General features: G+C 63.4%; 16 protein-coding genes. 8 read left to right on the forward strand and 8 right to left on the reverse strand.

Annotated features, from left to right (window positions below; all coding sequences use genetic code 11):
* Positions 1–94: 94 nt before the first annotated feature.
* The 8 genes from ACLFKU_RS26415 to ACLFKU_RS26450 are packed head-to-tail and all read left to right on the forward strand — an operon-like array spanning position 95 to position 8,963.
* Positions 95–1,075, forward strand: a complete 981-nt coding sequence (locus ACLFKU_RS26415; protein WP_410851041.1) for a TagK domain-containing protein — start codon at positions 95–97, stop codon at positions 1,073–1,075.
* Entirely contained in the window at positions 1,059–1,895 is an 837-nt protein-coding gene (locus ACLFKU_RS26420) for a type VI secretion system accessory protein TagJ (protein ID WP_410851042.1), read from the forward strand. Before ACLFKU_RS26415 ends, ACLFKU_RS26420 begins: the two co-directional genes overlap by 17 nt.
* On the forward strand, positions 1,892–2,410 hold the full coding sequence (gene tssE, locus ACLFKU_RS26425; protein ID WP_368582591.1) for a type VI secretion system baseplate subunit TssE: 519 nt from the start codon (positions 1,892–1,894) through the stop codon (positions 2,408–2,410). Before ACLFKU_RS26420 ends, tssE begins: the two co-directional genes overlap by 4 nt.
* A gap of 1 nt (position 2,411) precedes the next feature.
* Positions 2,412–4,292 (forward strand): type VI secretion system baseplate subunit TssF, encoded by a 1,881-nt coding sequence (tssF, locus tag ACLFKU_RS26430; RefSeq protein ID WP_410851043.1) that lies wholly within the window; start codon positions 2,412–2,414, stop codon positions 4,290–4,292.
* 2 nt (positions 4,293–4,294) lie between these two features.
* Entirely contained in the window at positions 4,295–5,362 is a 1,068-nt protein-coding gene (gene tssG, locus ACLFKU_RS26435) for a type VI secretion system baseplate subunit TssG (RefSeq protein ID WP_410851044.1), read from the forward strand.
* A complete protein-coding gene (locus ACLFKU_RS26440) occupies positions 5,359–6,429 on the forward strand; it encodes an ImpA family type VI secretion system protein (protein ID WP_410851045.1) in 1,071 nt (356 codons plus the stop codon). Before tssG ends, ACLFKU_RS26440 begins: the two co-directional genes overlap by 4 nt.
* The gene (locus ACLFKU_RS26445) at positions 6,413–7,519 is read left to right on the forward strand and encodes a fimbrial protein (RefSeq protein ID WP_410851046.1); all 1,107 of its coding nucleotides are present in this window, start codon (positions 6,413–6,415) and stop codon (positions 7,517–7,519) included. Before ACLFKU_RS26440 ends, ACLFKU_RS26445 begins: the two co-directional genes overlap by 17 nt.
* Positions 7,520–7,559: 40 nt before the next feature.
* On the forward strand, positions 7,560–8,963 hold the full coding sequence (locus ACLFKU_RS26450) for a GlcNAc-transferase family protein (RefSeq protein WP_410851047.1): 1,404 nt from the start codon (positions 7,560–7,562) through the stop codon (positions 8,961–8,963).
* Here the strand turns inward: ACLFKU_RS26450 and ACLFKU_RS26455 are convergent.
* From ACLFKU_RS26455 to ACLFKU_RS26490, 8 genes are all read right to left on the reverse strand, one after another.
* Positions 8,868–12,188 carry an RHS repeat-associated core domain-containing protein gene (locus tag ACLFKU_RS26455; protein WP_410851048.1) on the reverse strand — a complete coding sequence of 1,107 codons (3,321 nt, stop codon included), beginning with the start codon at positions 12,186–12,188 and terminating at the stop codon, positions 8,868–8,870. The genes ACLFKU_RS26450 and ACLFKU_RS26455 overlap by 96 nt on opposite strands.
* A 152-nt stretch (positions 12,189–12,340) precedes the next feature.
* Positions 12,341–12,607 (reverse strand): PAAR domain-containing protein, encoded by a 267-nt coding sequence (locus tag ACLFKU_RS26460; protein ID WP_368582691.1) that lies wholly within the window; start codon positions 12,605–12,607, stop codon positions 12,341–12,343.
* 89 nt (positions 12,608–12,696) lie between these two features.
* The gene (locus ACLFKU_RS26465; RefSeq protein ID WP_410851049.1) at positions 12,697–15,681 is read right to left on the reverse strand and encodes a type VI secretion system Vgr family protein; all 2,985 of its coding nucleotides are present in this window, start codon (positions 15,679–15,681) and stop codon (positions 12,697–12,699) included.
* 33 nt (positions 15,682–15,714) lie between these two features.
* The gene (gene tssM, locus ACLFKU_RS26470) at positions 15,715–19,665 is read right to left on the reverse strand and encodes a type VI secretion system membrane subunit TssM (RefSeq protein WP_410851050.1); all 3,951 of its coding nucleotides are present in this window, start codon (positions 19,663–19,665) and stop codon (positions 15,715–15,717) included.
* Positions 19,666–19,678: 13 nt separating this feature from the next.
* Complete coding sequence (gene tssL, locus ACLFKU_RS26475) at positions 19,679–21,013, reverse strand: type VI secretion system protein TssL, long form (RefSeq protein ID WP_410851051.1); 1,335 nt, start codon at positions 21,011–21,013, stop codon at positions 19,679–19,681.
* Complete coding sequence (gene tssK, locus ACLFKU_RS26480) at positions 21,010–22,359, reverse strand: type VI secretion system baseplate subunit TssK (RefSeq protein ID WP_410851052.1); 1,350 nt, start codon at positions 22,357–22,359, stop codon at positions 21,010–21,012. Before tssK ends, tssL begins: the two co-directional genes overlap by 4 nt.
* Positions 22,360–22,364: 5 nt before the next feature.
* The gene (gene tssJ, locus ACLFKU_RS26485; RefSeq protein ID WP_410851053.1) at positions 22,365–22,910 is read right to left on the reverse strand and encodes a type VI secretion system lipoprotein TssJ; all 546 of its coding nucleotides are present in this window, start codon (positions 22,908–22,910) and stop codon (positions 22,365–22,367) included.
* 141 nt (positions 22,911–23,051) lie between these two features.
* On the reverse strand, positions 23,052–23,534 hold the full coding sequence (locus tag ACLFKU_RS26490; protein ID WP_368582603.1) for an Hcp family type VI secretion system effector: 483 nt from the start codon (positions 23,532–23,534) through the stop codon (positions 23,052–23,054).
* Positions 23,535–23,576 lie beyond the last annotated feature (42 nt).

Here is a 23,576-nt window from a genome sequence, read left to right on the forward strand (position 1 = left end):
GAGCGACAAAGGATAGCCGGTCGATCGCTACTTGTATTTGGGCCGTCGCCCATATTCCGCTCGAGGTGCGCGAAGTAGCATTCACCTCTGCCAGATGCCAGCCCGCAGTTTAGTTGGTGTTCCTTTTATTTCCGCGTCGGGAGAGTCCTTTAACAATGCGCGCTTTACAGTCGGATCTGATTCGCCATTGCATACCGGCCAAGCCATGACGGGATATCACGCTCGCTGGGACCATTCGCCTTTCGAAGCGAGTGCGCTCAGGACGTTCGCACGAACCATCCAGTCTCTCGCGCTCGTTCGCGCCGTTTCGCGAAACGGTCGCGCCGGCGTGGCGTGTTCGTCTGACGCTGTTCCGAACGCGCATCCCGACTTTCAGCCTATGCCCGATTTGTTGATGAACCCGCATCTCGAAAAAGCGAACGCGCCTGAAGACTCTGTCCCGACACCACCGTCGAGCGCGAATTCGCCCGCGGCCCGGATCGAGCCCGTGCTCACGAAACCGGATGACTTCGGCGACCTGATCGCACTAGCCGACGAGAACGATGACGATCCGCTGCCGTCGCGGCGCGAACCGCATCCAGCAGAACACGGCGGACACGACGGCATGGCAAAGCTTCTGGCAGCCGACATCGATGAAGCGGACCCGCTCGCCGCGCTCACGCTCGAATACCGTGACGCGCTGCTGAACCAGAAAAGCGGGAACGCGCCCGAGCCCAAGGCGTCGGCCGAAGCTCAGAGCGAGCCGATCATCGGGTCATCTCCCGATCCATTCGCCGAACTTGTCGATCCGTCGCAAATGGAAACCTCCGTGTTCGACCTGCTGACGAAGGGGAAGAACATCGACACCCTGCTAGATGATCTTGACTCGTTCGGTGCCGAGCGGGTTTTCGAGGCGGACCAAACGCACGAGATCCTCGCACTGCTCGCGCCGCGCGGAATTCCCGCACACCGTGCGAGCAGGACCGCGCTGCTCGCACGCGAAGAACATCACCTGCTGAGCATGGACAGCCACATGGCCATGCCTGAATCGATCAAATACGAAGAGCCTGCATTTTCAGATGAAAATAACCGCTGACCTGCCCAAGTCGGATACTCCAACCCTTAGCAGCCTGCTCGACGCGCAGACCTACGGCGAACTGAAGCAGCAAACCATCGACAAAGTACGCAAGCATCCGTCGAACCTGCGCGAACGCTGGCTGCTGTTCGAGCTGTTGTGCCTCGACGGCGAATGGAACCGCGCGCTACAGCAGTTGCAGACGTGGGCCACGCTCGAGCCGGAAGGTGCGTCGAGCGCCCAGATGTATCGCGGGCTGATCCGCAGCGAGATGTTCCGCGCCGAGGTGTTCGCGGGTCAGCGCACGCCGGGCGAGATCGAGCCGCTGCCCGAGTGGGTGAAATCGCTGCTGCAAGCCAATCTCGAGTTCGGCGAAGGCAACCTCGCCGCCGCCGACGAACTGCGCGGCGCCGCGTTGAACGCCGCGCCGGCCACTCGCGGCGAAAGCACGCAGATCGGCCAATTCGAGTGGCTCACCGATAGCGACAGCCGGCTGGGTCCTGTGTGTGAGCTGACCGTCGCGGGCGGTTATCGCTGGGTGCCGTTCGACTCGATGAAATCGCTGACGCTCGGTCCGGTCACCGCGTTGACCGACCTCGTCTGGCGCTCGGCCGTCGTGGGCCTACGCGACGCGACTGTCCTGCGCGGCTATCTGCCGGTGCGCTATCCCGGCTCGGAAACTGGCTCCGCTGCCACCCGGCTCGCGCGCGAAACTACCTGGAAAGACGTTGGAGAAACGGGCGTGATCGCGCTCGGCCAGAAAACCTGGAGCACCGACAAGGGCGACGTCGGCTTGCTCGACATCGGCGAATGCCGGTTCAATCACGACGAGCACGTATGACCAGGTCCGACGCGCGGCACCGGCAAGCCTATATGCCGTCGCTGATCGACCGCCTGCTCGACGATGCGCCCGCACGGCGCAGCGAGCGGCCCGAGGCCTATGCGCCGAACAGCGAAGGCATGCGCCGCATCATCCAGCGTGATCTGAGCCTGCTGCTCAACACGACGAACCTGGACGACGAAATGGACATCGCGCGCTACCCGATGCTAGCCGAATCGGTCGTCAATTACGGCATCCCCGCGTTGTCCGGAAGCTACCTCGCCAGTCGCAACTGGGAGACCGTCGAGAAGATGGTCCGTAACGCAATCGTGCGCTTCGAGCCACGTCTGATTCCCGAGTCGCTGCGCATCCGGCCGCTCAATAGCGAGAACCCAGTACGCTACAACCAGCTCGTGTTCGAGATTCACGGCCTCATGCGCTGGTCGCCCTATCCCTTGGAATTTCGCATCCAGAGCGCTTTCGACATCGAAACGAATCACGTCACGTTCGACGCGGACACCGGCAGGGGAAATTGACATGGACCCGCAATTCCTCGACTACTACAGCCGCGAACTGACGTACATGCGGGAAATGGCCGGCGAGTTCGCCGCGCAGCACCCGAAGATCGCGCGCCGCCTTGGCATGGAGGGCATCGACGTCGCCGACCCGTATGTGGAGCGGCTCATCGAGGCATTCTGCTTCATGTCGGCTCGCACACAGATCAAACTCGACGCCGAGTTTCCGCGGTTTACGCAGCGCCTGCTCGAAGTGGTCTATCCGAATTACGTCGCGCCGACGCCGGCGATCGCCGTCGCGCAGTTGCGTCCGAGCCTGCGTGAAGGCGATTTCACGAAAGGGCTGAAAGTGCCCCGGCATAGCATGCTGCGCTCGGCAATCCCGCCAGGCGAGCAAACCGCATGCGAATTCCGCAGCAGCCAGGACGTCACGCTATGGCCTATCGAGATCGTTGAAGCCCGGCTCACCGCCGTGCCACCGGATATCCCCGACACCGATCGCCATCTGTTGCCGCACGTGCAATTGCGCGGCGCGTTGCGGCTGCGCCTGCGCACAACCGGCGAAGTGAAGTTCAGCCAGATGACGAACTTCGACCGGCTGCCCATCTACATCGGTGGTGACGAACGGATCGCTTCGCACCTGTTCGAGCTGATCCATGCCGGTAGCGTCGCTTCGGTCGTGCGCGCGTATGGTGCGTCGCGCGACGAAGGGCACGTGGTCGCGAAAACCTCGGTCGAATTCGAAGGTCTGCAAGCGGAGCAGTGCCTGCTGCCGCTTACCTGGAATACATTTCACGGCCACAATCTGCTGCAGGAATACTTCGCATGCCGCCAGCGCTTCTATTTCTTCGCGCTGACGCAGCTCGCGGCCGGTCTCGCGCGCGTGGACAGCAAGGAAGCGGAGATCGTGCTGCTGCTCGACCGTCTGCCGGAAGAGCTGGCCGCGCACGTGGACGCAGCGCGTTTCCTGCTGTTCTGCACGCCGGTCATCAACCTGTTTCGAAAGCGCACTGATCGCGTGGAAATCAATCGCGCGCAAACCGATTTTCATCTGCTCGCCGACCGCACCCGGCCGCTCGACTATGAGATTTTTTCGGTGTCGCGCGTATTCGGTCAGCGGGCGCAAACATCGCTCGAAGTCGAATTCAATCCGCTTCATCAGACGCTGCATAGCGATGTGGGCAACCACGGCCGCTATTTTTCGGTGCGTCGTGAGCAGCGCGCGCTGTCGGCAAATGCACGCAGGTACGGCACCCGCACGCCGTATATCGGCACCGAGGTCTACGTGTCGCTCGTCGATCAGGCGGAGGCGCCGTACGCCGACGACATCCGCTATCTGTCGGTCGAGGCGTGGGTCACGAACCGTGACCTGCCGCGCCTGATTCCGCGTGACGGCAAAACCGACCTCACGATGTCCGATTCCGTGCCGATCGAAGGCGTGCGCCTCGTGCATGCACCGAGCGCGCCGCGCGCGCCGTACGCGAGCGGCGAAACGGCGTGGCGTCTGATCCGGCAGCTGAGCTTCAACTACATGCCGCTCGCCGACCTCGACCACGGCGACGGCGGCCAGGCGCTGCGCAACATGCTCGGCCTCTTCATCGCGCCAGGCGAGCGCGAACAGGCACGGCAAATCGAGGCATTGGTCGGTGCTCGCACCGAACCGGTGGTGCGTCGCTTGCCGGGCGACGGACTGCTCGTCTATGGGCGTGGCGTGCGCTGCGAACTGACGGTCGATGAAACCGGCTTCTCAGGCATCAGCCCGTATCTGTTCGGCCTCGTGCTCGAGCATTACCTCGCGCGCCACGTTTCGATCAACGTGTTCTCCGAAACCGAACTTCGTTCGATGCAACGCGGCCTGATCACCCAATGGCGGCCGCGCATGGGCGGACGCGGAGCGGTATGAGCATGGACGGGACATTGGCGAGCGCCGTCGCACCGACGCGATCATCGCTCGATCCGCAATCGCTCGACGCGTGGTTCGATCCCGACACGCCGTGGCAGTCCGGTTTCCTGAGCCTGCTGCGCGCGATCGCCGCGCGCGACCCGCTGATGCCGTTGCCGGGCACCGCGAGCCTGCCGCAAGAAGAGCCGTTCCGGATCGGTCAGCAGCCCACATTGGCCTTTGCGCCGCGCGAAATCGCGTCGCTCGGCACGCGAGACGGTCGCCTCGACGTGCGGCTGTTCGGGCTCGGCCTGTGGGGGCCGCAGGGGCCGCTGCCGCTGCATATGACCGAACTGGCGCACAGTCGTGTGGAAAGCTACCAGGATCATGCGCTCGTCGGCCTCGTCGATCTGTTCCATCACCGCGCACTGTCACAGTTTTATCGCGCGTGGGCATCGGGGCAAGCCACCGCGTCGCTCGACCGTGCCGGCGACGAAACGTTTTCGTTCTACGTCGCCAGTCTGATCGGCGTCGACCCGGCCGAGGCGAAGCATTCCTGTCTGCCCACGCACTCGCGTTACAGCGCGGCGGCGCACCTCGTGCGCGAGGCGCGAACGCCGCACGGCATCGAGGCGACGCTCTCGCATTACTTCGGTGTTCCGATGACCATCGAAGAGTTCGTGCCGCACTGGATCCATCTGTGCGCATCGGAACATACGAGGCTCGGCGTGCCGGGGCCCGCGGCGATCATCGGTGAATGCGCGCAGCTCGGCGAGGCCATCCCCGACCGGCAACACAAGTTCCGGCTCGTCGTGGGTCCGCTCGACCTCGATCAGTATCTGCGCCTCACGCCGCACGGCGAGGACTTGCCGACGTTCGTCGAATGGGTGCGGGCCTTCGTCGGCCATGAATACGCGTGGGAGGTCAAGCTGCTCGTCAACCCGCGCGCGGCGCCACCCACCTGCATCGGCACGTCGCAGAGACTCGGCTACTCGACGTGGCTCGGTGATTCCGTCGACGACCTTCCGGTCGTCGGCATGGTTTTCGAACCTGAACAGTACAACGACCGACCCCGGAGTTCCTTCGCATGAACGCCCACACTCCCGCCGTCGTGCTGCGCTACGCCGATCTGCTCGAACCGGTGTCGGCGCACGCGCCTTGCGGTCCCGATCTCGAATACGATCCGGCTTTCGTGATGCTGCAGGCGGCCGCGGCCCCACGCGCCGAAGCGCAGTACGGCGACTTCGTCGACGTGCCGCCAACGGCCAATTGGGCCGACATCGAACGCGATTGCCGCGCGCTGCTGCTGCGCACGAAAGACATCCGCCTCGCGGTGATCCTGCTGCGTTGTCGAACCCGGCTCGACGGCGCGGCCGGCCTGCGCGATGGCCTGGCTTTGCTGATGGCGATGCTCGAATGCCATGGCGAAGCGCTCCACCCGCTGCCGGTGTTCGAAGGCGAACGAGACCCGGCGATGTTCGCCAACGCGATCGGCGGACTCGTCGAACCGGATGGCATGCTGGCCGATGCGCGCGACATCCCGATGCCAAGGGCGGCCGGGCTGCAACTGCATTTGCGCGACATCGAAAAATCGTTCGCGACGCCGCGCCAGAAGGACGCGCTCGCTCCTGAATCCGTCGCCCGCTTGCTAAAGGAATGGTGGGGCCGACGCGACGCGGCGCTTGCCGCATTGGTCGAAGCGCAGTGTCTGACGCAGCGCATCGCCGCTTGGTGCGATGAGACGCTCGGCGTCGATGCGCCCGATCTCGGCTCGTTGTCCCGAGCGCTGCAGCCATTCGCGCAGCATCGGGTGGACGGTGGCGGCGCATCCGGGCCGACGCCCGTGCCCGCTCGAGCCGTCAATGAACAGGACAACGACACTGCGCATGGACCGGCGCCGGCTAGCGTCGCTGCGGCAACGCTACCGCGGTCCGACGCGCCGGCCGATCCGCCAATCACCTCGCCGTGTCCAATGGATCGCTGGAGCGCGCTCGCAGCCATTCAGGGGACACGCATGTGGTTCGAGCAAAACGAACCGAGCAGTCCGGTCATTGTCTTGCTGCGCCAGTCGGAGCGAATGGTGGGCAAACGGTTTTCAGAACTCGCCCATATCATTCCCGCCGATTTACTCGCTAAATGGGATGAGTTCGACGGTTGAGGCAACGTGCGCGCATCTGCGCAATTTCTCCGCTGTCGGCCCCTACGGTCCGCCGGTCAACCAACATCCTCCAATGAAAAGACTCGTCCAATTTTTTATCCTGGTTTGCTTCGCGATGCCCCATTTCGCGTTCGCGATCTGCACCCAGTTGAAGCCTGCGCAAATTTCCGAACTGCTGTCTCAAGGCTACCTCGCGGGACAGACCATACTGGTCAACGTACCGTTCCGGGAAAGCTCGGTATCGATCGACCCGGCGTTGCCGGTCGGCTCGGTGATCGCCACCGGCTTCTCGCCGGCTTACGCTACCTATGCGAACTTCGCGGATTGCACCAACGGAGGCACAGTATCCATACACTATTCCAACGCAACGCCGTCCGTTGTAGCTGGGGGTATCGTCTATAACACCAACGTCCCAGGAATCGGCTTTCGTTTGACCTATCTTCGCGCGACTGGCGTGAATTCGCCTCTCCCGTTTACGCCTTCCTTTGCCGCAGGCGAACCCAATCAGGTTATCTATGGCCGCTTCGGCATCGGCTCGCAATTCGAGATCGAACTGGTCAAAACGGGCGACATTGCAAGCAACGTCAACGTGATGCTCAGCACCATCGGAGCCGGTGTCGCCCAGGGTGACGGCCGTCAGGTCGTGACGATCACAGGCGGCAGCATCAACGTCAAGGTTCTTCCAAGTTGCTCGGTCAATACCAGCACACTGAACATCGATTTCGGCACGTTCGGCCCGAGCGATGTATCGACCACAAGCGGGCCGACCCGGCCAGTCGACTTTACGGTGCTCTGCACCGGCCCCACGCCACCGGCTTCGATCACCGCTGCACTTTCCGGAACCCCCGATACCGAAGATAGCAGCATGCTGAAGAACACCGGCGCGACGCATCTCGCGATTCGTTTGCGGGACGTTGCAAGCAAAATAGTTTTCCGGCCCAACGATCCGTCGAGCACCCTCGTCCACACCCCGCAGGGCGCGATGCAATCGCCGTTCGCACTAGAGGCGACCGTGCTGCGCGTCGGCACAGCGACACCAACCGCCGGCAAGATCCAGGCAACCGCAACAGTCACGATGACCATTCTTTAAACCGACTATCAACGGCAAACGTCTACTAGAAGCAACTAGCATGACCGAGATACCCGTCGCACCGCCGAACTCGATCTTCGTGCAAATCGCGAGCTATCGCGACCCGCAGTTGGTCCCTACCCTGCTGGATTTGATCGACAAAGCCGGCAGGCCGAATCTGCTGAGGATCATCGTTTGCTGGCAGCATGCGCACGACGAAACGATGATCCAGTTCTGGCAGCAGGGCTTAGGCGATTGGCGAGCCGAGCAGACCGGCAACTGGACCGTTCACCATCTCAGTCATCGTGAAGCGAAGATCGAATTGATCGACGTCCCCCACATGATGACGCAGGGCGCATGCTGGGCCCGCAATCTGGTCCAGCAGCGATACGGTGGCGAGCGCTACACACTGCAACTCGACTCGCACCACCGCTTCGTCGACGGTTGGGACACGCTCGCAATCGAGATGCTGGAGTCGCTACGCGATGAAAGCCCGAAACCGGTTTTGACCGCTTACCTTCCGATGTACGACCCCGAAAACGACGATGCTCGATCGAGCGACGAGCCGAGGATATTGGCCTATGCGAGGTTTTCGAAGGAAGGGGTCGTCCTGTTCCGCTCGAGAACACTTTCCGACTGGAGAACGCGCATTCGCCCGGTCCGTTCGCGCTTCTTCAGCGCACACTTCGCATTTGCCGACGGCCACTTTGCCGAAGTGGTCCAGCACGATCCCGACTATTTCTTTCACGGCGAGGAGATCTCGCTTGCGGTCCGAGCGTTCACGCACGGCTATGACCTGTACAGTCCGCACAGGCTGATCGGGTGGCACGAATATCTGCGTTCATATCGCGTCAAGATGTGGAACGACCACAGTCACGAGGCCAAGGAACGGGGTGAGATCGGCGAGCCTTGGCACGAGCGCAACGAGCGCTCATTGCAGCGCAATCGTGCGCTGCTCGGTATCGACGGACAAACGCTGGCTGACGCCGAGTTCGGCAAGTATGGACTCGGGGCCGAACGCACGCTCGCCGATTACGAGGCCTACGCGGGCATCAGCTTCAAGTGGCGCGGAGTCCAACAGTCGGTATTGAACGACGATCCACCCACCCCGGGCTCTCAGCGTCCCGACGAAGCGACATGGCAGGCCTCTCTGCTACGCGCAAACGACGTCCGCGTGTGCGTACATCGGAATGGATTCGACAGGCATGTGAGCATGCCCGGCGTCGAGCACGCGTTGCTGGCCGCAACGTCGGTTGCCGTCGTGATCTACGACAACGGCGAGACGGAACTACGCCGCGAAACCGTCGACGCCAGCGGTCTGTCCCGATACCGGAAAAACGACTGGCTCGATTTTCACGTGACTTTCGAATCAGAACTTGGCCGGGTCCCAGCCAGCTACGTCGTGGAGTTGTTCGACGACGCCGGCAACGTATTGAGCCGGGTCCGACGCGCCATCGATGCATGATGCGTCCGCGACGACGACGCACGGAGACGCCTCCGGCGTCGCGCGGCCGAGAGGATTGCACCACGTCAGCGGATTCGGCGCGTAGCGGTACGGACTGCCTCCGGGTTCGCCGTTGCGATCGGGGCTGATGTAGCGGCCCGCATGAGGATCATAAAAACGCGCACCGTTGCAATACAGCATGGTTTCATCGTCGGCGTATTGGCCGGCATAGCGAAGTGGCTGCGCAAACGCGTCGCTGCTTTGCCACTCCGGCGTCACGAGACTGCCCCACGCACGATAACGCCCACGCCATACCACCCGGCCAGTCTCGTCCGTGAGCGCGACGGCCGTACCGGCGACGTCCGTGTGATAGTGATAGACCTGCGTCCTTTTGATCGCACCATCATCGGCGAGGGCCTGGTCCACGCAAGCGAGCGGCGCGAAGCCGGTTGAGCCGTCGGGTTCGGGTTGATACAGGTAGGTGCGCAGTTCCATCGCGCGGCGCTGCTGGATCAGTCTGTGTCCTTGCCATACATAGCGCGTGACCTCGTCGCGCTCCGGCATCGATAGCTGCTGCATGCGCCGTGGCGCAGTGGATTCGATACGCTTGGCGATACGCCGACCGATTGCGTCGTACTGATAGCGCACGGTATAGCCCTGGCGATGCGCGGCGATGATGCGCCCCTCCGCATCCCAATCAAGCGATAGCGTATGGTCGCGGCCACTTCTACGCACCAATTGTCCCCACACATCGTAGTCGTAACGATGTCCGCGGCATTCCCGTAACCGGTGGTCCACATACACGGCCGGGAACCAGCTGCCGCCAGGCGTATCGAGCAGATTGCCGGCGGCGTCCCACGTGAAATACTCGATGTCCCCGTTCTCCGAGACCGAGCGCAACAGACACCCACGCCGGTCGTAGTCGTACCACATCTGACCGTCGCGCTCGCCGCCCGTCCTGACGATCAGATCAGCGGGACTGTAATCGACTTCGCGCCACAATTCGGTGACAGGTTCTGTCGCGGAGCCCGGCGTATCCACGTCGCGCCCCGTCACCGAGCGCCACCACACCGGCAAGCCGAGCGGCGAAAAGCCCGTATGCGTACGCAAGCGACCTTGCGTGCGCGCAACCGGACGCCTCATCGCGTCATACCAGAAGCGCGCAATCTGCCGTTCGCCCAGTTCGATGAACGCGATGTCGCCGGTTTCGAAGCGGCGCGTACGCAGCTCCTGCCCCTGCGGCAGCTGAGTCGCGACAATGCGGCCAGCGGCGTCGTAGGTGTAACGCAGCGTGCCGTTTGCGCCGTGCTCGGCGATCAGACGTCCGCCGGCGTCGTGTTCGAAGCGGATCTCATCCGCTCCGATACCGAGTAGCTCGCCTTCCGGTGTCGGCTCGCGGATCACGCAGTCGAGCAATCCGCCCGGTCCGTAGTGGTACATATAGCGGCTATGCGGGGTTTCGCGCTGGATCAGCCGGCTCGCACGGTCGTAGTCGAACGTTTCGCAACGCTGTTGCTCGCCCGCCTTCCACGTGAGACAACGGACCTGCCCGCTAGCCGCATAGTCGAAGCTGCGTTGCACGCCATCGGCGTCCGCGATCGACAGGCAACTGCTCGCATTCCACCGAAGCACCTGCACCGCGCCGTTCGCGCTTTCGATTCGAACCGGACGCCCATGCGCATCGTACCGACGCACGATCACGTGACCTTCTTCGTCGACCGCGCGTACGACGTTGCCTCGCCGGTCTCGATGCCAGTGCCGGCATCGGCCACTCGGGCCAACGAACGACGTGCGCTTGCCAGCCGCATTCCACTCATGACGCTCGGCCTGTCCGTCCGGACGTGTGATGGTCAACGGCCGGCCGAGGCCATCGCGCTCGATTCGCGTGACGCCGCCGAGCGCGTCGGTCAGGCTGACGACGTAACCGTTGACGTCGTACTCGTAGCGTGTCGTGCTCCCGCCGACTCCAGTGCGACATGTCACCTGTCCCCACGCGTTATGCGCGAAGGTGGTGGCGCCTCCGTGCGCATCCGTCGAGCGTACGACATCGCCAGCGTCGCCATATTCGAAACGCGTGAATTCTCCCGACGGGGTTTGATAGTGCAACGGCTGCAGGCGATCGTTGCGTGCCCACGTCCACGCACGGCCATCGCTCAACGCGACCGACACGGGCTCGCGTGACGCAAACGCATACTGCGTCGAGCGGGTGGCGCCCTGCGGGTCCGTCTCGCACGCGACGCGTCCGAGCGCATCGTATTCGATGCGAACCTCCCGCTCGCCGGGCAGTTGCAGTGTGACCGGCGCGACGGCGGCATCGTAGCCGAACCGGTAGCGTCGGCCGTCGAAGTCGGTGTGCGACAGCACGCGGCCGTGGTCGTCGTACTGCCAATGCGCCGCGTTGCCGAAGACATCGCTGACCTCACTGATCTGACTATCGAAGTCGTAGGCGAAGCGATCACGCGCGCCTTCCGACGTAACTCGTCGAACCACGCGCGCGGCGCCGCCGATCGTCTGCCATACGTAGCGTGTCGCCATGCCGAGCGCGTCTGCGTCTTCGACGATCCGCCCATCGCGGTATGCAAAGCGACGCACGATTTCCCCGACCCGGTTGCGCACCTCGGTGAGTTCGCCATGCTGGCTGTAGCCATACTGGACCAGCGCGCCGGTGGGACCGCCGTCGACACACTCGACAGCGCTCAAACGCGGTCCCATCCGCGCTTCATAGTGCATGCGCAGTTCGTGTCCGCAGGTCCCACGCATGCGCAGTTCGTGTCCGCAGGTCCCACGCATGCGCAGCAAGCGCCCGTCTGGGTCCCAGATCAGGCCGATCCGCTGCTGACGCAGATCCTCGACGTATTTGAGCCGTGCGATTCCGTTCGCGTCGAAATCGCCGAACACGCGGTAGTGCGGCGTCAGATCCGCAACGACGAGGCGTCCGTCGCTCAGATGCGCGATGTGCAATTGCGCAGCCGACGCAATCACCTGCGTCCCCGGCTCGGGAAACGGCACGCTGAGCGTGCTGCCGTATTCGTCGGTATAGAGCAGTTGATCGTCGCGCTTGTGCAGCGTGACTTCCCAGTTCGTGCGCCAGCCGACGCCGAGCAGTCCGAGCGCGTGCTGCGCGCTCGAATAGCAACGCGACCATCCGAGCGGAAGGCGGCCTCGCAGCCTGAAGTCGGTTTCGTCGGCAGGCAGGCAGATTTTGCTGCCGCTCGACCGAGCCGCACAGAATGCCAGACAGCGCACGGCGTATCCGAAAGCGGTCGACCAGGTCGCCGAGCCGCTCACAGCGATCGAGCAACGGTCCGACACAGGCGACGGGCAATACGACGCCGGGCAGGCTGAGCAGCTCGCCGCCGATTCCCGCGAGTCCCGTCGTCACGTGGCCACCATCGTCATCATGAACCGATGCGCACGTCTGGCGAGCCAGCGGAACACACCGCGCCACACGAAACCTGGCCGCCAACCAATGCCGCCGGCACGTTGTTGATCAATACCGTGCCCGAACCCGCGACCACAGCTTGCGAGCCCGGGTGCAGTGTGCAAACGGCAGAACTCATACCGACGAGCGCCGCAGGCATTTGATTGATGAAGACCGTCGGGGAACCCCCAGCGATCGAACCGCCATGTCCGATCGCATCGCCTTTGCGAGCCGCTGGAAACATGATCGATCTTCTCCCAATGAAAATTGAAAGACCGTGCAGGGCGATGCGCGAAGGCATTCGCCGGCTGCACGGTATTGCGAAATACGCTGTTACGCGTCGGTGCCGGTTGCCGGTGGTGTTTCAGTCGGCGGCGGCGGTTCTTCCGACGGTGGCGGCTCTTCCGACGGTGGCGGCTCTTCCGAAGGTGGCGGCTCTTCCGAAGGCGGCGGCTCTTCCGAGGGCGGTGGCTCTTCCGAAGGCGGCGGCTCTTCCGAGGGCGGTGGCTCTTCGGAAGGCGGTGGCTCTTCCGAAGGCGGCGGTTCTTCCGAGGGCGGTGGCTCTTCCGAAGGCGGCGGTTCTTCCGAGGGCGGCGGCTCTTCTGAAGGCGGTGGCTCTTCCGAAGGCGGTGGCTCCTCCGAAGGTGGTGGCTCCTCCGAAGGTGGTGGCTCCTCCGAAGGTGGTGGCTCTTCCGAGGGCGGCGGCTCTTCCGAAGGTGGTGGCTCTTCCGAAGGCGGTGGCTCTTCCGAAGGCGGCGGTTCCTCCGAAGGCGTTGGCTCTTCCGAAGGCGGTGGCTCTTCGGAAGGCGGTGGCTCTTCCGAAGGCGGCGGCTCTTCGGAAGGCGGCGGCTCTTCGGAAGGCGGCGGCTCTTCGGAAGGCGGTGGCTCTTCCGAAGGTGACGGCTCTTCCGAAGGTGACGGCTCTTCCGACGGCGGCGGCTCTTCCGAAGGCGGCGGTTCTTCTGAAGGCGGCGGTTCTTCTGAAGGCGGCGGCTCTTCCGAAGGCGGCGGTTCTTCCGAAGGCGGTGGCTCTTCCGACGGCGGTGGCTCTTCCGACGGCGGCGGCTCTTCCGAAGGCGGCGGTTCTTCCGAAGGCGGTGGGTCTTCCGTCGGAAGCGGATCTATCGTCGGAAGTGGTTCCTCCGAAGGCGGCGGCGGAATAATTGGAACGTCCAGCGCATCAAGCACCACTACAGGAACCGGCACCGTCACTGCGCTGCCGCATTCCATGTCACCGGGGTTGAGGTCCAGCGGCGTGCCTTGCACCACGACACGGGTGTCGCCCTGGATGCGGATCGACTTGCCGATGAGCTTGATCTCGCCATCCATGTTCATCGTCAGAGACGACTTGCCGCACACGATAGACAGCACCCCTCCAGCCGACAGCGAATAGGCCCCCCCCACCGCGTGCGTGGACGCGCCACCGACCGTGACCGTACGTGCCCCGCCCACCGTCAGAGTGGAGGCACCCCCAACCGCAGTCTCCTCGAGCCCGCCGATCGAAACGAACTGTCCCAGATCGACGGAATGGAAGGCAACATTCTTCACCCTCATCGAATACTTGCCGCCAACGACCGTGCTCGAAGTCGCCCCAACGGTCATGCTGTGCGCCGCGGCCACGCCGATCGTGTAGTCGGCACCGACCACGTGCGATTCGTTGAGCTTCGTCAGGCGGTTCATGTCCCGCTCGGCTTGCACCGTGAATTCCTCGGCACCCGCCTTATCCTCGAAGCGAATGCTGTTGTAGTTCTGCAAGCCCCCTTCCATCGACCGGCTCATGAAACCGCTTTGCGTCGCGTTGCCAGGCAACTCATAGGGCGGACGCGTCACCGTGTTGTACAGGCTCCCGGTGATCAGCGGGCGATCCGGGTCGCCGTTCCAGAAATCGACGATGACTTCCTGGCCGATGCGCGGAATGTAGATGCCACCGAAACCCTGACCGGCCCACGCCTGGCTCACACGGACCCAGCAGGAGTCGGTTTCGACGTTGCGGCCGTAGCGGTCCCAGACGAAGCGAACCTTCACGCGGCCGAATTCGTCGGTCCACAATTCCTTGCCCTCGGGACCCACGACGACCGCCGACTGAGGCCCGCTGACGATCGGTTTCGACGTCTCGCGCGGCAGTCTGAACACTTCGCTTGTCGGCTGCACGTCGAACTTGTTGCTGCAGGTGTACTCGTAACCGCTACCCGATTCATCCGGCGTACCGGTCAGGGCGAGCCTCGTACCGATCACCAGGTACTCGCAGTTCGCGGCCGTATGATCGTAGTGGCTCAACACGAACGTCTGCCCGCACGCCAGTCCGCGCACGTTACCTTCGCCTTGCGCTCGCGTGCCCGGCGCCCGCAGCGCTTCCATGCGCGTACGCGCGAGCAGTTCCCCGTGGCTGCCGTCGGTGTAGTCGCCCGGCCAGTCGTAGCGCTCGAGCAGGTTCCAGCTGGTGTCGCGGGGCTGCTGATTGATCGCTCGCATGTCGGCCCGCGAACGTGTGAAGTCGAAGTCGCTCGTCACATAGTGACCGGTGCACAAAACTTCCGCCGTCGAAAACGCGCTGATGTATTCGGTGTCGGTCTTGCCGTTCTGCGGTTGGAACGCGAGCGTCCGGTATGCGGAGTTCGGCGACTGACGGTGCGCGCCAATGTGATCGCACAGCACGAGCCGGTGCTTGCCGTCGGCATGCTCGAAAAACCAGTAGATGCCCCACTCCTCCATCAGGCGTTGAATGAAGTGGTAGTCGGTCTCGCCGTACTGGACCTGGAACGCGCGCGGCTCGTTGGTCGGGCTCTCGCCTTCGAGCGCATAGCGGCTCACGTCGAGGCGCTTTTCGACCGGATACGGATAGTCCTTCAGAACCTCGTCGATGATCTCGATGACCGTCTTGTTCTGGAAAATCTTGTAGTCGGTCGTCAGGGTGGCCAGCCACAGCCAGGGCTTCAACACGACACGATAGACGTTGTAGCGGCCTTGCCGACGCAGGTATTGCGCGGCGGCGACGAGTCCGGTGATTTCACGCTGAGCCGCCTCGGCATCGGCGCTCGGCTCGAGGTGGATCGCGACGGTCATTTCCTTGCCTAGCAGCGCCTTCAGGTCGAGGTTGGCACTGACGGCAAGCGGCACCGTGTAGTCGTCGGGCGTGCGCAACAGCAGTTCGTATTCGAACAGCTTGCCGAGATGCTCGTCACCGTTCAGTGACATGAACTTCAGCGCCGGCTGCGTCAGTCCGTCCGCGCCCTGAGCCGGCCACCCCGGTATCGCCGCGCTGAATACGGTTACTGCGCGGCTTTGCACACTTATCGCGTTCAAGGGATTACTTGACATGCACTCCTCTAAGTTCTCTTTATCGAAAAGGCGCTACAGCTCGTTGGACGATGCACTGCCTGACGACGCGTCCGTTCGCCTTGCCGGCGTGCTTCCACTGCCGGGGCAACGAAAATCCCGCAGCAACGCGGTGAGTTGCGGTCCCGACTGCCCGCCCGACGTCAGTTCGATAACCGCGTGCCGGTCGTCAAAATTGAAGTCCACTGCCGAGCGGCTCGACGACAACGTCGACGTCACACGGCCCCGGTCGATCAGACGGAACAGCGCCCACGGACCCTCGGTCATCACGGTCGACGTGTCCGGACGCACGCGCGGATTCGCGGTGAGGCCGGCCATCGAGCCGCCGCGCGGCCCCGGCCATGTGATCGGGAATGACGTGACCGGACCGTGCGCATAGCGCAGGCTTTGCCCGTCGACGTCGACCAGCAGATCGGTAATCTCGGGGTCCAGCGACACGACCTTGAGGCCCGCATTCCACGACATCCGGGTCGCGCCGGGATCGCGGAAAAACGTCTGGCGGATCGCCGCGGCGCGTTCGAACGGTTCGAGACTCGGTCCCTGCATGGGCGGCATGCCGGGACTCACCGGCTTATAACGCCACGGCCGTATGCTCGTATCGACACGGCTGGCAAGCGTCTTGTGGAAGAAGTCGTCGAGCAGGCCGCCTGCCGCGAATACGCGGTTGAAATCGTCGATGTCGACTTCCTGGACGCTCGCGACGAACGGATATTTGCCTTCGACTGCACGACGGCATTGCGCGCCAACGCTCGATTCGACCTGCATCGTCAGCAGCGAGCCGACGTTGCGGTCCACCTTGCGCAACGACTGCGACGCGAGACCCACGAGCACGGCGCGAAAGGGCGGCGGCAGCTTCTGCGCCTCGAGCTGCATCGTCGCGCCGAGGTCGTCCGTGGGCGGCATGCTGTTGGTGGCGAGCACGTCGCCGGCCGTCATCAGACGCGTGTACTGCTCGTTGATCAGCCCGATGACGCCGCCCAGCTGCAGCACGCCGCTGCCGCCAGGGAGCGCGCTCCCGCTATCGGCCTGGCCGGTCACGACTTCGCGCAGCGCGGCAAAGCGTCGGTCGACCAGTTCACGTTCCATCTTCTGCTGCGCCAGTTGCCCGATGGTGGCGGTTGCGGCCACGGCGCTCGCGGCGCGCGCCGCCTGCGAGCGACGCATGATCACGTTGATGGCGCTCCCGGCGGCCGACGGCTCGTCCGCGCCGTCAGCGACCGACAGCGACGTCTCGCGCGCGGCGGTTCGCGCGAGTCTCGCCAGTGGCGAATCCGGCGCAGCCAGCGTACGCAAGGTCTGCAGATCGGGCGCCAGCGTGCCTTCGCTGCCGGACACCGGTCTTACGTCGTCGAGAAACTGGCTCCAGTAGTTGCCATAGTCGGTCAAGTACTGGCGACGGATATCGTCGGCGAGCCTATCTTTGCGCAGTGCGTGCCACCACCCTGTCGACGCCTCGGCCTCGCCCATCACCCACGCGTCCTGTTTGCGCGCCTGCTCGAGAAATTCCGGCAGGCGCTTGTTGAATACCGCGTGATAGCCATCGTAGGTATAGAGACCGGGTATGCCTCGCGCGAGCGTCGAGCCGTTGGCCAGCATGAACACGGTAGTGGCCTGCGGACCCGCGGCGCTCAGCAGCGTGACGTTCTCGGGCGCCTCCGGCGCCATGGTGTTCGTCGCGCGTTCGTAGAGACGTCCGGACGCCGGATTGCGGCCGAGGAACTCGCGCGCGCGACGCACCAGCTGCGCATTCACCGGTTTCGCCGGCACCGCGGGGACCCTTTCATCGATCAGGGCGTCGAGATGCCGCGCCATCACGCTGCGCTCGCCCAGCGGCGCGACGCTGTTGGCGTGTTCCCAATCGCCGAGCACCCAGGCCTTGATCGCTTTCGCGTCGTAGTGCGAGCGATCGAACCGCATCAGGTAGACCGTCAGCGTGCGATAAACGCCGTCCGCGTCCTGTGCGCCGATTTGCGTGTCGAGCACTGTCTCTAGCCGGCCGATGACGTGCGGCAGCAGCATCTGTTTCAGCAGACTGTCGTAGGTCTCGTTAGCGGCGGCGCTGATGGCGGGCGCCGTGTACAGCCCGTAGCGCCATGCGAGACCGGGACTGTCGAGGTCGATGCCGTCGAACTGCGGCAGGTCATGCGACGCTGACAGTATCGACCCCGTCGCCCCGGGCTGCGGCGCCTTGCGCTGCGACAGGACCCGCGCGGCGAGCCCATCGGTCTTGCCGCCGATCGCCGCAAGATACTCGTGGTTATTGCCGAAGCTCACGACGAGAGCCCCAATCAGCCACACCGCGATGATGATCGCGAGCAGATGCCCGACAACACGCAACGCGCGGAAACGGATTTCCCAGTACAGGTTCGGCCGCACCAGATGCGCTTCGGCCAGGATCACGTGCTTAAACAGATTGCGCAAGAAATAGCCGCGATAGGCGGTAGGGGTAGCGTCGCCGGACGACGTCGAGAGCGTTTTCGGCGCGGCGCCGAACGAACCCGCGAGCCCGCGACGCAGCCGCTGCAACAGTGTGGTGGTGTCGGCGGACACGGCCTCGTGAGTTTGCGCCGCGCTCGTGAAATAGACGCCGCGCAGCGTGCTGTTCAACTGCGTGTCGTCGTATTTCGAATCGAGGAACACTAGCGCGAGCAATTCATCGAGTTCCGCGCACAGGCTGCGAAATTCGGACGGCAACGCATACAGCTTCTTGCGCAGATCGACCTCGTACACCTCCTGCAGCCTCGTGTTGATGCGGTCTTCGAGTCCCTGCTCCAGCTCACGCATCTTGGCTGCGCAGGTGAGACGCAATGTGTCGCGGCCGTGTTGTTCCGGCTCTTCCCGATAAGGCAGCGTAAAACCGAAGATTTGCGCGCGGCTTTCCGCCGTCAACGACTGGAAATACTCCCCGAAGCCGGGCAGCAAATCGAGCTTCGTGACGAGTACGTAGACCGGGAATCGAATCCCCAACTGCTGTCGCAACTCGCCAAGCCGCGCGCGCAACGACGCGGCTAGCGCCTTTCGTTCAGACGCTGGGCGCGTCAACAGCTCTTCGACCGAAACGGCCAGCAACGCACCGTTGATCGGCGCGCGCGGGCGCCGCTTGCGAAGCAGCCCGAGAAAGCCGCGCCATTCGGCCTCGTTCGCGCTCTTCAGGTCTGCCGGTTTGACGTCGACCTTCGCGGCGTCTTGCGACGCTGCGTCCTGAACCGCATAACGGCCGGCGGTATCGATCAGCACCGCCTCGTTCGCGAACCACCAGTCGCAATTATCCGTTTCGACGCGGCTTCTCAGCGACGCCGCGGCCATCTGCTCCGCCTCCGGGAAATCCAGACCCGAGTTCAGGATCAACGTCGTCTTGCCGGCACCCGGCGAGCCCACCACCATGTACCACGGAAGTGTGTACAGATAGCGCTGGCTTTCGAGCAGACGACGCAGCCCCGCCGGTCCGCCGCGCATGCGTTTGAGTTTGTCGATGGCCTTCGCGACGACCGCGTGAAGCGCGCGGATTTCCTCTCGTGCGACAGGGGTCGCGGCCGACTTCTTCGTGAACGGGTTCAGCACGCGCTGCAGCAGCACGTCGTCGCTGCGAACTGCCCGCCACAGGCGATACAGCCCATAGATCGCGTAGCAGGCGAGCAACACCGAGATCAGCAGCACGCGGGACCATGTGGTGCCGAGCGGATGCGTTTCGCCGAACGCGAGTATTGGTCCGAAATACCATAGCGCAACACACAGCAACGCGACGCCGATGACGCCCGGCGACCAGCCGAGCAGCCAGAACAACAGCAGCAGCAACAGCACGGCGATCGACAGCGCGCGCGAGAGCACGCTGTCTAGCGGCCGGTAGTCGCCAAATGCGATCAGAGGCCCCACGAACCAGACGGCCACAGCCGCCACGAGGATCGCGGCGAGCACCAGCGTCTGGCGGGTCAGCACAAGTTTCGATAAGCGGTTCAAATAAGACATCAAGGCTTTCCCGTTAATGCGCGACGAAGACTTCCACGCGCCGATTGCGGGAACGACCTTCCGCTGTACCGTTGTCCGCGACAGGTTGTGTATCGCCCTTGCCGACGGCCGCGATGCGATTGGCAGGCACGCCGTGCGCCTTCAATACGTCGGCGACGAACGCCGCACGCTTTTCCGATAACGCGCGGTTGTCGGGAAACTCCGCGGTATGAATCGGCTGACTGTCGGTGTGCCCGGTCACCGTGACATGGCCGCCGACCCGCGCGACCTCCTGTGCCACCCTGGTCAACACCGGGTCCAGTTCCGGGCGAATGCGGCTTTGCCCCGGAAGAAACACGTAGTCGCCACGGAACACGACCCGGCTGCTGCTGTCGTTCTCTTCGACCAGGACCTGGCCGCGAGCGATCTCATCCTTCAGCAGAACGGCCAGGCGCAAGCGATCGTGAACGACCGGAGCCGCGACCTTGATCGGCGCTCCAATCGCGAGAATCTTCGCTTGCAGCGCATTGCCTTGCGCCAGAAGCCGATATTCGTACCAGGCGAACAGCGCGAACACGCATAGCGCGGCGACGCCTGCTGTCGCCCAGACCGGGACGCTTTTCAGCAGCCGCATCCTGCCCGGCGCCTCGCCGCGCCAATGCGGCGACAGTTCGAGCCGCAGCGTGTCGCGCGTGCCGCTGATGAGCGTCAGCATCCGCTGCCGGATCTGCTCCAGATGACGTGAACCGTCCGCGGCAACGCTGTAGCGTCCTTCGAATCCCAGGCTGAGAATGCGATACAGCACCTCGAGGACGTCGATGTACTCCTGGGGGTCGGTTGCCATGCGGCCGATCAGCAGGAAGAATTTCTCGCCACCGTCCACTTCTCCTTCGAACTTCAGCAACAAACCCCGCGCGGCCCAAATGCCACCGCTCCCCCAAAGCGTGCGGTTGGCGGCTTCGTCGAGCGCGGTGCACAGCGCATAACGAACAGCCGCCACGTGTTTCCACGGCAAACCTGCCTTGTCGCAGACCTTCTGGAAGGCGGCGACCTCACGCACCAGCAGCGAGCGCAAGCTCGCGACCGCGGCCGACGAATCGAGCGAAGCCGGCATGTCCGCCAGCATGCGCAACAAAGGCTGCGCGGCTTCACGCAACGGATTGCGCGCGGTCTTCATGCGCTCGAGACGCGTCTGCACGTCTTCCGGCGGATCGAAGGCAGCCGCATCGACGACCGGTTCCTGATTGGCGACGGCCGCGGTTGCGGGACGCCCAGCGGGCAATGCAGACGGCTGGCTCTGGCCAGAAGCGGAGTTGTCGGGGTTCAGCAGAAAGTCGAACGCATCATCCCCGTATGCGCCGGTACTCATTTTTGACGCACGCCCCACAGTTCAAGCTTGAGTTCCGGGAAGTGTCCGGCGACATGCATGGCGAGCCCTCCGTGCCGTGCAATCTGTTCCCAGAACGGTCCGGTACGCGACAGTTCGAAATAGATAAAGCCCGAGTTGAACGGAATCTGACGCGGAGGAACCGGCAGCGCGGCTATCGTCAGACCCGGCAGGTGCGAACGGATCAATTCCGGCAAGCGCTGCGGATGGCTGATCTTCGTCTGGGCAAGAAACTGCTGCTGCAGCAATTCGGAAGGCATCTGCGCGCCCACCGCGAGCACGAGGCTCGAATAGCCAGCCAGTTCGTTCGGCAACATCGCGGCCGTACGGATGCCGTGCGCCTGCTCCGTAAGCGCAATGGGCTGCGCACCGCGAATCAACACCTGGTTCAGCAGATAGTGAACCTCCTCGACGAGCGGCCTGATACTGCCGTAGAGCTGCGCGTGGTCATAGCCTAGAGCGGGCCGCGGACGGCGCGTTTGCGGACGCACGAACGTCGAAAGTTCGCCCGCAAAAAGGGCGAGCTCGCGATACAGGTTGACCGGCGCTGTCTCCTCGAGCTGGCAAATATGTTCGAGCAGCGGCTCATAGCGATTGAGCACCTGGAGCAGCAGATAGTCGGCCACTTCGGCCGCCGCGCCCGAACGGCCATCGGCACCTGACAGTCGAGCGGCGAGCGCGTCGGCGCGTAGTCGCGCGAGGCCGTGCAGTTGCATCGCCCATTCGCGCAGCAATGGATTCGCGCCGTAACCGGTCACGGGCGGAATGTGGTCGGTGCTGTGCAGCGACACGGCGCCGTCGGCGTGCAGTGCCTTCACGCGCGTCAGCGCAATACCGATCCAGGACTGTGTCAGCTCCTTCTCCGGCAACAGCCGCAGGCGCAGATTCGACAGTTGGACGGGCTTCGGACCTTGGCCGATTGCATTGCTGTCGCGCAGTTCCGTGTCGTACGCATGGTAGCGGGCCAGCGATCCGCTCTGCTCGGTGAAGGCGGTTTCCTCGGTATTCGGCAGGCGAAGCGGGATCGCCAGGTAAATCACCTGGTTCTGATGCTCCGGTCCGATCGTCAGTGGCGGCGGAGGCTGCGTCAGCCCCGGCACCTCGAACGGCGTGCCGTCCGGAAATACGCCGAGCCCGCTCTTGAACACCAGCTTGCCGAACGCCAGCGATTCCTGATCGATTTCATAACGGCTGAAGCCCCAGAAAAACGGGCTCAGCGGCGCACTGCGGCGATGCGCGAACGACTCGAAATACCGCTCCTGCTGCTGAAACAATTGCGGGCGCAGGAAAAGTCCCTCGCTCCAAACAACTTTGCTATACCAACTCATCGAAATTAGTCTGACTTTGAAATCGAAACAGTGCGCTGGTCAAGCTGGATCGTCAGCTTCTGTTCCTTGTCTGGAAGAGCCATCCTGTACCATGCAGCGTCGGGCGCGACTGGCAACCGGTACACCGCGCGCCAGACTGATTTCCCGAGATCCCGGTACCCGGCCAGCACGCCAATTGCGGTAGTGGCGGGGTTCGACTTGCGGACGATCTCGCGGGTGTCGCCGGGACGCAGAATGAATTCGTCGACGATCAGCGCGTCGTCGCCAAGGATTTTTTTGTCGTCGCTTTGTAGCGTGAAAAAGTCGGCGGTTTGAAACGCCGTGGGTGACTTCAGTTCGTAGATCCGCACGAGGATCGGCGCCGCCGTTCCCCACTCGTTCGGATTGACGTTCTCGTTTGCCGCGACCTGAAGCCGGAGGGTCGTTCGCTCCTTGATAACAGGAGCCGGCGTGCTAGCGCACCCGGACAACCATGCGCTCACCCCGCTTAGAGCCAGCCAGCCCCCGATGCGCAGCCATATCGCGAAGCGGGAAAAAAAGATCGAAACCATCTGACGGTATCAAGGAGATCTCGCACGTCGCCCTGAATAAACCAGGATGCCTGCATCCAGCCCGGCATCCTGGCTAACAGCCTTGACACGGTCCACCGGACAACAGAGTGGTGGTGCCAGGATTCAGGAATCTGTGCGACTTCAGGCTTTATTCTTCTTGATATCGAAGGTCGCCGTGATCGCACCGCCGCTGCCGCCTTGCGCGTTCTGCACTACATATTCCTGCTTCAGGCGAGCAAAGGACAGACTCACCGTTTCGCGCGGGCGTGATTCGCTGTCGCTGACGCCGGACGGATGCACCGAGGTAACCAGCACGTCGCTCATCGTGAATTTGATGTACTCGAGCGGATTGCCGCCGGCCTTGCGCACGACCAGCTTCGCTTCGTCGATGTGCTTACCGGTGAGGCAGTATTGCGTCAGGTTGGGCGTTGCACGATCGATGAAATGCTCGAACGTGAAGTCTTCGACCGTAGCCCGGCCGGCGCCACCGCCGGAACCAACGTGCATATTCGATTGCTGCGTAACGCCCCACTCCCAGCTCAGAACGTCGATTTCATCCTTGTGGTTAGCGTCTGCCGACTCACCATCAATCCCGTTAATCTTGAGAAAGATGTCTTGCGCCATAAAAGTACTCCTTGGTACACGTTAGTTTTGAGTTGCTCAATG

This window comes from Paraburkholderia sp. EG304 (assembly GCF_046543485.1).
Taxonomy (GTDB): domain Bacteria; phylum Pseudomonadota; class Gammaproteobacteria; order Burkholderiales; family Burkholderiaceae; genus Paraburkholderia; species Paraburkholderia youngii.

What these genes read in the sequence shown, in the direction of transcription:
- ACLFKU_RS26445 (WP_410851046.1), top strand. Translation starts at nt 6,413, where the DNA reads ATGAGTTCGACGGTTGAGGCAACGTGCGCGCATCTGCGCAATTTCTCC.
- tssK (WP_410851052.1), bottom strand. Translation starts at nt 22,359, where the DNA reads ATGAGTTGGTATAGCAAAGTTGTTTGGAGCGAGGGACTTTTCCTGCGC.
- tssE (WP_368582591.1), top strand. Translation starts at nt 1,892, where the DNA reads ATGACCAGGTCCGACGCGCGGCACCGGCAAGCCTATATGCCGTCGCTG.
- ACLFKU_RS26490 (WP_368582603.1), bottom strand. Translation starts at nt 23,534, where the DNA reads ATGGCGCAAGACATCTTTCTCAAGATTAACGGGATTGATGGTGAGTCG.
- tssJ (WP_410851053.1), bottom strand. Translation starts at nt 22,910, where the DNA reads ATGGTTTCGATCTTTTTTTCCCGCTTCGCGATATGGCTGCGCATCGGG.
- ACLFKU_RS26465 (WP_410851049.1), bottom strand. Translation starts at nt 15,681, where the DNA reads ATGTCAAGTAATCCCTTGAACGCGATAAGTGTGCAAAGCCGCGCAGTA.
- tssG (WP_410851044.1), top strand. Translation starts at nt 4,295, where the DNA reads ATGGACGGGACATTGGCGAGCGCCGTCGCACCGACGCGATCATCGCTC.
- ACLFKU_RS26440 (WP_410851045.1), top strand. Translation starts at nt 5,359, where the DNA reads ATGAACGCCCACACTCCCGCCGTCGTGCTGCGCTACGCCGATCTGCTC.
- tssF (WP_410851043.1), top strand. Translation starts at nt 2,412, where the DNA reads ATGGACCCGCAATTCCTCGACTACTACAGCCGCGAACTGACGTACATG.
- ACLFKU_RS26460 (WP_368582691.1), bottom strand. Translation starts at nt 12,607, where the DNA reads ATGTTTCCAGCGGCTCGCAAAGGCGATGCGATCGGACATGGCGGTTCG.
- tssL (WP_410851051.1), bottom strand. Translation starts at nt 21,013, where the DNA reads ATGAGTACCGGCGCATACGGGGATGATGCGTTCGACTTTCTGCTGAAC.
- ACLFKU_RS26415 (WP_410851041.1), top strand. Translation starts at nt 95, where the DNA reads ATGCCAGCCCGCAGTTTAGTTGGTGTTCCTTTTATTTCCGCGTCGGGA.
- tssM (WP_410851050.1), bottom strand. Translation starts at nt 19,665, where the DNA reads ATGTCTTATTTGAACCGCTTATCGAAACTTGTGCTGACCCGCCAGACG.
- ACLFKU_RS26420 (WP_410851042.1), top strand. Translation starts at nt 1,059, where the DNA reads ATGAAAATAACCGCTGACCTGCCCAAGTCGGATACTCCAACCCTTAGC.
- ACLFKU_RS26450 (WP_410851047.1), top strand. Translation starts at nt 7,560, where the DNA reads ATGACCGAGATACCCGTCGCACCGCCGAACTCGATCTTCGTGCAAATC.